The 9,537-nt window shown below is 73.0% G+C and carries 10 protein-coding genes; 6 read left to right on the top strand and 4 right to left on the bottom strand.

All coding sequences use genetic code 11. The annotated features are described in order from the left end of the window. Positions 1-332: 332 nt before the first annotated feature. Positions 333-656, top strand: a complete 324-nt coding sequence (locus ACFV4G_RS20055; protein ID WP_380442117.1) for a hypothetical protein — start codon at positions 333-335, stop codon at positions 654-656. On the opposite strand, the gene ACFV4G_RS20050 is transcribed toward ACFV4G_RS20055, so the two are convergent. Next, positions 634-1,239 (bottom strand): TetR/AcrR family transcriptional regulator, encoded by a 606-nt coding sequence (locus ACFV4G_RS20050; protein WP_380442115.1) that lies wholly within the window; start codon positions 1,237-1,239, stop codon positions 634-636. The two genes, ACFV4G_RS20055 and ACFV4G_RS20050, sit on opposite strands and share 23 nt — an antisense overlap. A gap of 99 nt (positions 1,240-1,338) precedes the next feature. Between ACFV4G_RS20050 and ACFV4G_RS20045 the strand changes: the two genes are divergently transcribed. Continuing rightward, complete coding sequence (locus ACFV4G_RS20045) at positions 1,339-2,523, top strand: macrolide family glycosyltransferase (protein ID WP_380442113.1); 1,185 nt, start codon at positions 1,339-1,341, stop codon at positions 2,521-2,523. On the opposite strand, the gene fdhD is transcribed toward ACFV4G_RS20045, so the two are convergent. Beyond that, complete coding sequence (gene fdhD / locus ACFV4G_RS20040; protein WP_380442111.1) at positions 2,513-3,358, bottom strand: formate dehydrogenase accessory sulfurtransferase FdhD; 846 nt, start codon at positions 3,356-3,358, stop codon at positions 2,513-2,515. The two genes, ACFV4G_RS20045 and fdhD, sit on opposite strands and share 11 nt — an antisense overlap. Positions 3,359-3,519: 161 nt before the next feature. Between fdhD and hutH the strand changes: the two genes are divergently transcribed. After that, positions 3,520-5,103: a histidine ammonia-lyase gene (gene hutH / locus ACFV4G_RS20035; RefSeq protein ID WP_380442109.1), complete on the top strand. Its 1,584-nt coding sequence runs from the start codon at positions 3,520-3,522 to the stop codon at positions 5,101-5,103. 29 nt (positions 5,104-5,132) lie between these two features. On the opposite strand, the gene ACFV4G_RS20030 is transcribed toward hutH, so the two are convergent. Continuing rightward, positions 5,133-5,546: a hypothetical protein gene (locus ACFV4G_RS20030; RefSeq protein WP_380442107.1), complete on the bottom strand. Its 414-nt coding sequence runs from the start codon at positions 5,544-5,546 to the stop codon at positions 5,133-5,135. Positions 5,547-5,800: 254 nt separating this feature from the next. Here ACFV4G_RS20030 and ACFV4G_RS20025 point away from each other — a divergent pair, with 254 nt between their 5' ends. Both ACFV4G_RS20025 and ACFV4G_RS20020 read left to right on the top strand, forming a co-directional pair. Beyond that, complete coding sequence (locus ACFV4G_RS20025; protein ID WP_380442105.1) at positions 5,801-6,670, top strand: MurR/RpiR family transcriptional regulator; 870 nt, start codon at positions 5,801-5,803, stop codon at positions 6,668-6,670. A gap of 102 nt (positions 6,671-6,772) precedes the next feature. After that, positions 6,773-7,096 (top strand): hypothetical protein, encoded by a 324-nt coding sequence (locus tag ACFV4G_RS20020; RefSeq protein WP_380442103.1) that lies wholly within the window; start codon positions 6,773-6,775, stop codon positions 7,094-7,096. A gap of 5 nt (positions 7,097-7,101) precedes the next feature. On the opposite strand, the gene ACFV4G_RS20015 is transcribed toward ACFV4G_RS20020, so the two are convergent. Next, positions 7,102-7,674, bottom strand: coding sequence for a Uma2 family endonuclease (locus ACFV4G_RS20015; protein WP_380442101.1), 573 nt, complete (start codon positions 7,672-7,674; stop codon positions 7,102-7,104). 179 nt (positions 7,675-7,853) lie between these two features. On the opposite strand from ACFV4G_RS20015, the gene hutU reads away from it, so the two are divergent. Further along, positions 7,854-9,524, top strand: coding sequence for a urocanate hydratase (gene hutU, locus ACFV4G_RS20010; protein WP_380442099.1), 1,671 nt, complete (start codon positions 7,854-7,856; stop codon positions 9,522-9,524). Positions 9,525-9,537: the final 13 nt, after the last annotated feature.

Raw genomic sequence — 9,537 nt, 5'->3', positions numbered from 1 at the left:
TCTGAAAATCACCCGTCACGCCCCTCTCCGCGGCCACCCCCTCCGCCACCCCCTCCCGCAGCGCTCCCTCTCGCTGGGGAGGGATGAGGGGTGGGGGGTGGGTGGGTCGGGTGGGTCGGGTGGGTGGGTTTGGGGGAGGGGGGTGGTTGGGGTGGGTGCATCGGTGCGGGGTGGTGGGCGCTCTGGGGCACGTGGGTTTTTGATGTGCCGGTTTCGTGACTGGCCCGTCCTGGGTCCGTTCCGGTTGGTGGACGGGGGGTGTCCCGGGGGTGTGGCGCGGTGCCATCGTGGGCCGGAGGCCGGTGGGCGGCGAGGACGGGGGAAGCGGGGCCGTGGGCAGACGCTTGGTGGGTGCGGCGGTGGCCGGGGTGGTCGCGTTCGGGGGTGCCGTGGCGGTGGCCGGGCCCGCGGAGGCGGTGCCGGTGGTGCGGACGGCGGCTGTGGTGTCCGGGGACCGGGCGCCCGTCCCGGCGCGTGCCTCCGTCGGGGGGCACCACGTCACCGACGTGGCGGTCACCCGTCACAAGTCCAAGCGCAGGAACCGGGGCTTCGTCTCCCGGACGGTCGGCCGGAGCTTCGGCTTCGTCTGGGTGCTGCTGTTCGTCGTCCTGCTGGTCGTGATCCTGGTCCTGGTCAGTCGCCGCGGCCGGCGCTGAGCGCCCGCAGCACGGCTTCGACCAGCTGGTCGGCGTGGTCGTGGGTGAGCGGGCCGAGGCGGAACATCCAGCGGTAGTGGAGCGGGCCGTAGAACAGTTCCACGGCGAGGTCGAGGTCCGTGTCGGGGGCGATCTGGCCGGCCTCGCGGGCGCTGCGGAAGCGTCGGCGGGTGACCTCCAGGAGGGGGTCCAGCAGGCGGGTGCGGTACTCGCCGTGCAGCGCCGGGTCGGTGACGATCTCGGCGATCAGGACGCGGGCGGTCGGGTCGAAGGCCGGGTCCGTGAGCTGGTCCGAGGACGGGCGCAGGACGGCCCGCAGGTCGGCCCGCAGGTCGCCGGTGTCGGGGAGTTCGATGCCGCCCTCGTGCTCGCTGTCGGCGAGGAACGCGTCGAAGACGACCGCGCCCTTCGACGGCCACCAGCGGTAGATGGTCTGCTTCCCGACGCCGGCCCGGGCGGCGATCGCCTCGATGGTCAGCTTGCCGTAGCCGACCTCGGCGACGAGTTCGGAGGCGGCGGCGAGCACGGCGGCGCGGGAGCGCTCGCTGCGTCGCGCGGGGTCGGGGGCGGGTCTGGCGGTCATGCCGGAAATTCTATGCGGAATGGCAAGACGAGACGTATCGTCTTGTCGTGGCGAGACGATACGTCTCGTCTCTGTCGTTGACTTCGGAGGTGTCTTCCCATGACCGCGCACATCCTCATGGCGTCCGTGCCGGCCCACGGGCACGTCAATCCCAGCCTGGCGGTGATCTCCGGGCTGGTCGCCCGGGGGCACCGGGTCAGCTACGTCAACGATCCGTCGTTCCGCGAGGTCGTCGAGTCGACGGGTGCGCGGTTCGTCCCGTATCCGACGAAGCTGCCGCTCGCCGATGATCCGGAGGGGTGGGTGGAGGACCCGGTGGCGATCCAGGAGCTGTTCCTCGACGACGCCCTCGCGATGCACGCGGTTCTGCTGGACGTCTTCGCGGACGACGTGCCCGACCTGGTGCTCTGCGACATCGCGGGCTTCGCCGGGCGCGCGTTCGGCGAGCGGCTGGGCGTGCCGGTGGTGCAGCTGTCGCCCTCGATGGTCGGCTGGGAGGGCTTCGAGGAGGATCTGGCCGAGGCGTTGGCGGCCGTCCGTGAGGGTGCCGGCGGCGCCGAGCACTACCGGCGGTTCGCCGGCTGGCTCGCCGAGGCCGGTGCGGTGGAGCGCGACGTGGACGCCTTCAAGAACCGCCCGTCGCGGGCCGTCGCGCTCATCCCCCGTGCGATGCAGCCCAACGCGGACCGGGTCGACGAGCAGCGGGTCTCGTTCGTCGGGCCCTGTTTCGGCGACCGCGCCCACCAGGGCGAGTGGCACCGGCCGGAGGGGGCGCAGAAGGTGCTGCTGGTCTCGCTCGGTTCGGCGTTCACGCACCGGCCGGCGTTCTACCGGGCCTGCGTCGAGGCCTTCGGCGACCTGCCGGGCTGGCACACCGTGCTCCAGGTCGGCGCCCACACCGACCTGGCCGAGCTGGGCGAGGTGCCCGCCACCGTCGAGGTGCACCGCTGGGTGCCGCAGCTGTCGGTGCTCTCGCAGGCGGACGCCTTCGTGACCCACGCGGGCATGGGCGGCTCCAGCGAGGGACTGTTCCACGGGGTGCCGATGATCGCCGTGCCGCAGGCGGCCGACCAGTTCGGCAACGCGGACGCGCTGGTGGGGCTCGGCGTCGCCCGCCGGATCGACACCGCGGAGGCCACCGCGGAGGCGCTGCGCGGTGCGTTGCTGGAGCTCGTCGGTGATCCGGCGGTGGCCGAGCGGCTGGCGGTGCTCGCGGCTGCCGGACGGGCCGAGGGCGGTACCGCGCGGGCCGTCGATCTGATCGAGGCGGAGATCAGGGTATGACGGCGGGGGAGGGCGCGGCGATCCGGTCGGGCCGGGTGTAGACGTTCGCGCCCTCCCCGCGCAGGAAGCCCACCAGGGTCAGGCCGAGTTCCTCGGCGAGGTCCACCGCGAGCGAGGACGGCGCCGAGACGGCCGCGAGCAGCGGGACGCCCGCCAGCGCGGCCTTCTGGGTCAGCTCGAACGAGGCCCGCCCGCTGACCAGCAGGACGTGCCCGGTCAGCGGCAGCCGGCCCTCGCGCAGGGCCCAGCCGACCACCTTGTCCACGGCGTTGTGCCGCCCGACGTCCTCACGGGCGCACAGCAGCTCGCCGGTCGCGGCGTCGAACAGGCCGGCGGCGTGCAGGCCGCCGGTGGAGTCGAAGGTGCGCTGGGCGGCGCGGAGCTTGTCGGGGAGGGCGTAGAGGGCGGACGGCTCGATGCTGAGCCGGTCCTCGGCGACCGGGTGCCGCACGTGGGTGCGGACGGCGTCGACGGTGTCCCGGCCGCACAGGCCGCAGGCGCTGGTGGTGAGCAGGTTGCGGTGCGCGGACAGCGGCAGGGTGCGGGCGCCGCGCAGGGTGGCGTCGACGACGTTGTACGTGTTGGCGCCCTCGTCGTCGGTGCCCGCGCAGTACCGCAGGGCGGCGAGGTCCTCGGTGGCGTGCACCAGGCCCTCGCCGACCAGGAAGCCCGCCACCAGGTCGAAGTCCTGCCCGGGCGTGCGCATGGTGACGGTCAGCGGCTCGCCGCCGACCCGGATCTCCAGCGGCTCCTCCGCCGCCAGCGCGTCCGGCCGCACCCCGCGCTCGTCCCCCCGCAGCCGCACCACTCGCCGCCGCGCCGTCGCCCGCGTCATCGCCACCTCCGTACGTGTTCCTGCCCCACCAGCGTGCGGCATGGGGGAGGCGGATATCCACGGGGGGAGGGGGTCGGCGTGCGGTCGCGGGCGGGACGGCGGAAAATCCGAATGGCGAGCACCTGTTGTCATATCTTCATTCGCCTGATGTGATGGTGAATATGGATATGCACAGTGCTGCGGCCTCCGACTCGCCGCTCGTCCAGGTCGGCAAGGCCGACGTCAGCGCCGACGACGTGCTGGCCGTCGCCCGGGGCAACGCCCGGGTCGAGATCGGTCCGGACGCGCTCGCCGAGATGGCGGCCGCCCGGGCCCGCATCGATGCTCTCGCGGCCGAGCCGCGTCCCGTCTACGGCGTGTCCACCGGCTTCGGTGCGCTCGCCGTCCGGCACATCAGCCCCGAGCTGCGCGCCCAGCTGCAGCGCTCGCTGGTGCGCTCGCACGCGGCCGGGATGGGCCCGGCCGTCGAGCGCGAGGTGGTCCGGGCGCTGATGTTCCTGCGGATGAAGACGCTGGCCTCCGGCCGCACCGGCGTCCGTCCGCTGGTCGCCCAGACCATGGCCGCGCTGCTGAACGCGGGCATCACTCCCGTGGTGCGGGAGTTCGGCTCGCTCGGCTGCTCCGGCGACCTCGCGCCGCTCTCGCACTGCGCGCTGGTGCTCATGGGCGAGGGTGTGGCCACCGGTCCGGACGGCGTGGAGAAGCCCGCCGCCGAGCTGCTGGCCGCGGCCGGCATCGAGCCGGTGGAGCTGCTGGAGAAGGAGGGCCTCGCCCTCATCAACGGCACCGACGGCATGCTCGGCATGCTCGTCATGGCCATCTCCGACCTGAGCCGCCTGTTCACCACCGCCGACATCACCGCCGCGATGAGCCTGGAGGCGCTGCTCGGCACCGACAAGGTGCTCGCCCCCGAGCTGCACGCCCCGATCCGCCCGCACCCGGGCCAGGCGCTGAGCGCGGCCAACATGCTCGCCGTCCTCAAGGGCTCGGGCCTCACCGGCCACCACCAGGACGACGCGCCGCGCGTCCAGGACGCCTACTCGATCCGCTGCGCCCCGCAGGTGGCCGGCGCGGGCCGCGACACCGTCGCGCACGCCCAGCTGGTCGCCTCGCGCGAGCTCGCCGCCTCGGTGGACAACCCGGTCGTGCTGCCCGACGGCCGGGTGGAGTCGAACGGCAACTTCCACGGCGCGCCGGTCGCGTACGTGCTGGACTTCCTCGCCATCGCGACCGCCGACCTCGGCTCGATCTCCGAGCGGCGCACCGACCGGCTGCTGGACAAGGCGCGTTCGCACGGCCTGCCGGCCTTCCTGGCCGACGACCCGGGCGTGGACTCCGGTCTGATGATCGCCCAGTACACCCAGGCGGCGCTGGTCAGCGAGAACAAGCGGCTCGCCGTCCCGGCCTCGGTCGACTCGATCCCGTCCTCCGCGATGCAGGAGGACCACGTGTCGATGGGCTGGTCCGCGGCCCGCAAGCTGCGCCAGGCGGTCGAGAACCTGGGCCGCATCCTCGCCGTCGAGCTCACCGCCGCCGCCCGCGCGCTGGAGATCCGCCAGCAGGCCGACTCGGCCGGCCGGATCGCCCCGGCCACCGCGGCCGCGGTGGCCGCCGCCCGCGAGGCGGGGGTCGGCGGCGCCGGCCGCGACCGCTTCCTCTCGCCGGACCTGGAGGCCGCCGCCGAACTGGTCGCCTCCGGCGCGCTGGTGCGGGCGGTCGAGCAGGTCACCGGCCCGCTGGCCTGATCCGTCGCCCGCGCGGAGCGGCCGGGGCGTCAGTCCCAGTCGCTCCGCGGGCGGCGGTCCTCGCGGTCCCGGCGGTCGGCGCGCGCGGCGGCGAAGTTGACGCCGACGATGCCGGCCCAGCAGGTGATCAGGCCGAGCAGCCCGCCGTTCTGGGCGTCGCCGGCGATCGCGGTGAGCGGGATGCCGAGCACCAGCGAGATCACGGCGAGCCGGGAGCCGGGGCGGCCGGCCGACCAGCCGGAGCGGCGCGGACGGTGGCGGTAGCCGGGCTCGTAGCCCTCGGACTGCTGGGGCGCGGGGCGTTCGGCCCGGGCGTCCATGCGGGCGTCCAGCCGCTTCAGGAACGAGTCGACCAGCTCCGACTCGTACTCCTTGCCGAGTTCCTTGCGGGCCTGCAGGGTGGCGTCGAGGTCGCGCCGCAGTTCGTCCTGGCGAGTGTCCATGGCCACCAGCGTGGGGGCTCGCCGGGGCCCGGTCCATCCGTTCGCGGGGGAATCCGGGCGGGCTCAGGGTCAAATCAGGGTTACCCCGGGCCCCGTGCCGGGCTCCCGGGGAGTAGGGTCCGCCGGTCGTCCGCCAGACTGTCCGCCCACCGGGACGTCTCAGCGGCCGTCCCGTCGTACGAGACGTCTTTGCCAGGCGCCGCGCGCTGCTGCACAGTCGTCGTCCGAACCGCTCGCACCCGGAGGTACCGCCGATGACCGCCACCGACGAGACCGGCACGGTCGGTCCCTCCGCGCGGCTGCTCCAGCTCTTCGAGGGGCACCGGCTGACGCCGACCCAGCGGCGGATCGCGCACTCGCTGGTCCGGCACGCCACCGAGGCGCCCTTCCTGTCCAGCGTCGAGGTCGCCGAGCTCGCCGGGGTGAGCCAGCCGTCCGTCACCCGCTTCGCGGTGGCCCTCGGCTACGACGGCTACCCGGCGCTGCGCCGGCAGCTGCGCGAGCTCGGCGCGGGCGAGGCGGCCGCGCCCGAGGGCCCGCACGAGGCGGTGCGCAACGAGCACCAGCAGGCCGTGCTCGCCGAGATCGAGCACCTGCGCCACCTCGCCGACCTGCTCGCCGACCCCGAGCCGATCATCCGCGCCGCCCGGCTGCTCGCCGCCTCCCGCCCGCTGCCGGTGCTGGGCCTGCGGGCCGCGTCCGCGCAGGCGCGCGGCTTCGCGTACTTCGCGGCCAAGGTGCACCCGGACATCCGGCTGCTCGACGAGGGCGGCAGCATGCTCGCCGACCGGCTGGAGCAGGCCACCGCGGCCGGCGCGACGGCGCTGCTCTGCTTCGCGCTGCCGCGCTACCCGCGGGAGCTGATGGACGCCCTGGCGGTGGCCAGGGAGTGCGGTCTGACGGTGCTGACGGTGGCCGACAGCGCGTTCGCGCCGGTCGCCAAGCTGTCCGACCTGATGCTGCCGGCGGCCGTCGGCACCGGTCTGGTCTTCGACACCGCGTGTGCGCCGATGATGCTGGGCCGGGTGCTCCTGCAGAGCATGTGCGACGAGATCCCGGGCGCGGAGGCCAGGTTGGAGGCCATCGAGCAGTCGGCCGCGGCACGTGGCCTGTTCTTGGAGTAGACGCGGCCTGGAATAGACGCGACTTGGACTGGACAAAGCCGCGGCGTCGTGGGCGTGGCCGGCCGTGAACCGGGGCATCCCCTAGTGCAGGGGGTGCCGCCCATGCGCGTGATCCACGAGATGAAGTTCGTCGCCCGGCTGGCATCGGGTGCCGACGAATGGTCCTGCCCCACCTGCGGACGCCGGGTCACCCTGCGGCGCCTGCCCGAACCCGAACTGACCGTCCTCGACCCGGGCGACGAGTCCGCCGTGCACGTCGGCGTCATCGAACCGCACGCGCGGGCCGCCGCCGAGGCCGCCGAGAAGTACGGCCTCGGCCCCGTCCAGAGCATCCCCCGTCCGCCCGCCCCTGCCGCACCCGACGCCGCCGACCGCCGCTGGCTGGCCGAGATCGGCATCGACTGGGACGGCGACGCGGCGGCCTGAGGACCTCAGCGCCGTGGGGCGTAGAGCAGTAGGCCGGTGGTCTGCAGTTCGGCGGGCAGTGGGGCGGTGAGCGGAATGGGCTCACCGTACTTGCCGTGCAGCACGCCTTGGTACTCGCCGTCGCGGGGATGGGTGTACAGGGTCCAACTGCCGTTGCGGGGATCGAGGGCGAGCAGGAGCGCCACGCCGGCGGTCGCGTACCAGTCGGTCTTGGTGGCGACGCTCTTGACTCCCTCCGAGTTGGAGATCACTTCGACGGCGAGGACGACGTCGTGGGGCTCGGCCAGCCACTCGTCGTCCTCGTCCCACTCGACGGGGAGGACGATCAGGTCGGGGGTGACGTAATCCTCCTCATTGCCAGGCATGCAGATGGACGACACCTCATAGGAGCCGAGGTCGGCCGGCAGCTGGGGGTCCAGCTGGATGCGCAGCCGCCGGATCGTTCCCGCGTGCTTGCCGCGAGGAGTCGGGGACATCACCAGGGTTCCTCCGATGATCTGGACGCGAAGTCCCGTGCTCTGCTCGATCTCCTCCGCCACATCCCGGAGCCTTCCTGGCCGCACGGTGATCGCTGTCATCGTGTCCTCCGCTCTCGTCGCTGGGCCGAGTGGCTGGTGTTCGCCGGGTTCAGGCTAGCGCGCCAAGTCGGGCGGTGCTGTTGCTGATCGGATTGTTCAGGGGTCTGGTCGAACGTCGACTGTTTAGTTATATTCAACTGAACCAAGCCTGAATGAATCCATCCGCAGGAGGCCGGGACATGGTGCAGCAGCAGACGAGCGGGCCGCGCGAGGTACGCGCGGCGCGTGGCACGGGGCTCACGACGCAGGGCTGGCAGCAGGAGGCCGCCCTGCGGATGCTCATGAACAACCTCGACCCGGAGGTCGCCGAGCACCCGTCGAAGCTGGTGGTCTACGGCGGCACCGGCAAGGCCGCGCGCGACTGGCGCTCCTTCGACGCCATGGTGAAGACCCTCCAGGGCCTGAAGCAGGACGAGACCATGCTGGTCCAGTCCGGCCGCCCGGTCGGCGTCATGCAGACCCACGAGTGGGCGCCGCGCGTGCTGATCGCCAACTCCAACCTGGTCGGCGACTGGGCCAACTGGGAGGAGTTCCGCCGCCTGGAGAGCCTCGGGCTCACCATGTACGGCCAGATGACCGCCGGCTCGTGGATCTACATCGGCACCCAGGGCATCCTCCAGGGCACCTACGAGACCTTCGCGGCCGTCGCCAACAAGCGGTACGACGGCACGCTGGAGGGCACCATCACCCTCACCGCCGGCCTCGGCGGGATGGGCGGCGCCCAGCCGCTGGCCGTCACCATGAACGGCGGCGTCGCGATCTGCATCGACTGCGACCCGTCCCGCATCTCCCGCCGCATCGAGCACCGCTACCTGGACGTCGAGGCCAAGGACCTCGCCCACGCGCTGGAGCTCGCCACCGCCGCCCGCGACAAGAGGCAGCCGCTGTCCATCGGCGTGCTGGGCAACGCCGCCGAGCTCGTCCCGCAGCTGCTCGCGATGGACGCGCCGATCGACATCGTCACCGACCAGACCAGCGCCCACGACCCGCTGAGCTACCTGCCGGTCGGCGTCGCCTTCGACGACATGGCCACCTACGCGGCCGAGAAGCCCGCCGAGTTCACCCAGCGGGCCCGCGAGTCGATGGCCCGGCACGTCGAGGCCATGGTCGGCTTCCAGGACCGCGGCGCCGAGGTCTTCGACTACGGCAACTCGATCCGCGGCGAGGCCCAGCTGGCCGGCTACGACCGGGCGTTCGCCTTCCCCGGCTTCGTCCCCGCGTACATCCGCCCGCTGTTCTGCGAGGGCAAGGGCCCGTTCCGCTGGGCGGCGCTGTCCGGCGACCCGCAGGACATCCACAAGACCGACAAGGCCGTCCTCGACCTCTTCCCGGAGAACGAGTCGCTGGCCCGCTGGATCAAGATGGCCCAGGAGAAGGTGCACTTCCAGGGCCTCCCGGCGCGCATCTGCTGGCTCGGCTACGGCGAGCGCGACAAGGCCGGCGAGCGTTTCAACGACATGGTCGCCTCCGGCGAGCTGTCCGCGCCGATCGTCATCGGCCGTGACCACCTGGACTGCGGTTCGGTCGCCTCGCCGTACCGCGAGACCGAGGCGATGCTCGACGGCTCGGACGCGATCGCCGACTGGCCGCTGCTCAACGCCATGGTCAACGTCGCCTCAGGCGCGTCCTGGGTGTCCATCCACCACGGCGGCGGCGTCGGCATCGGCCGCTCGATCCACGCCGGCCAGGTCACCGTCGCCGACGGCACCCCGCTGGCCGGGGAGAAGATCCGCCGGGTGCTCACCAACGACCCGGGCATGGGCGTCATCCGGCACGTGGACGCCGGGTACGACCGCGCCGACGAGGTCGCCGCCGAGCGTGGCGTCCGCGTTCCCATGGGTGAGCTGTGACGAGTTCGTTCGA

Origin of the sequence: Kitasatospora sp. NPDC059747, from assembly GCF_042732955.1 — a bacterium.
Lineage (GTDB): Bacteria > Actinomycetota > Actinomycetes > Streptomycetales > Streptomycetaceae > Kitasatospora.
This window is presented reverse-complemented; position numbering and strand designations above follow the sequence as displayed.